This is a genomic window from Salinivibrio sp. PR5 (genome assembly GCF_001996085.1).
GTDB classification, from domain to species: domain Bacteria; phylum Pseudomonadota; class Gammaproteobacteria; order Enterobacterales; family Vibrionaceae; genus Salinivibrio; species Salinivibrio proteolyticus.
The window spans coordinates 1-1,045 of sequence record NZ_MUFK01000099.1 but is presented as its reverse complement, the minus strand read 5'-3'; the positions used below and the strand labels follow the sequence as shown (position 1 = coordinate 1,045).

Here is a 1,045-nt window from a genome sequence, read left to right as displayed (position 1 = left end):
GCAATGGCGCTATCGAGGAATTTATAAAAATATTTTGCGATAAGCCAAAACAATATCAAATAGTCGTCCGCTCAACTAAAGATGTTGAACTCTATAAAGATTCTTTGGAAAAATTTGACATAAAATTGGTGAATGACCTACACGACTTAGATATGGACTATAGTAAACATAAGTTTTTAAAGAGCGAAAATGAAGTTTACATATGCGTTTCGGGTATAAAGGCTCGAGACAATTTTTCCGCCAAAAATATCACTGAAGATACTTTAGAGATGTTGAGCACGATATTTGGTCTATTTCACCACAAGCAGCAACTAAATTGGACTACAGATTGTTTGATTTGGAATGAGACAGATAATGAAGTGAGCAGATCTCGTATCCGAACAAATGCGATGCATAAATGTATTGACCAAAAGCCATCTAGAGCCGCGATAAAAGCGAATAGATTTCTGTCAGAATTTGGGTTAGAGAAAAATTCATTTAGAGTGTTTACTAGGGCAGCGGAGCTTCACTCTCTTGCCTTAAAAAGTGATTCCAATGAGAATCAGATGCTAAACCTATGGATTGCTCTCGAATCAATTATTCCAGCACCTCATGACCAAAATATATCGAACATAGAGCATATTGTTCAGAGTACGATTCCTTTCTTAAATTTAGGCTACTATCAGAGGTTAGTTGCCCGCTTGACAAGTGATCTTTTTAACTGGAATCGTAACCAGATAAAGAAAGTTATAAAGGATATCGAAGGGGGTAATCAGGTAATAAAGGTAGCTAAACTTTTATCCTTAGAAGAATATTCAGATAAGCGACAGGAGCTGAAAAACTCTTTTAAAGATTTTCACCTACTACATGACCGTTTCGAGTATTTAGAGTTTGTCTATGCGGACCCAAAGAATATGCTTAAAGGTCTAAAAAACCATACTACCAGAGTGGGCTGGCAAATTAGAAGGATCTATCGTGCTCGTAACATGATCGTTCATAGTGGTATGACCCCGAGTTATATTGAACTTCTAATTGAAAATGTGCATGACTATTTAGACCATATAAT

Annotated in this window: 1 protein-coding gene; it reads left to right on the top strand. The window is 36.2% G+C overall.

Going from position 1 to position 1,045, the window contains the following annotated elements:
* Positions 1–1,045, top strand: a 1,045-nt coding sequence (locus BZG82_RS16435; protein ID WP_198928573.1) for a HEPN domain-containing protein, incomplete at both ends; no start/stop codon positions are given.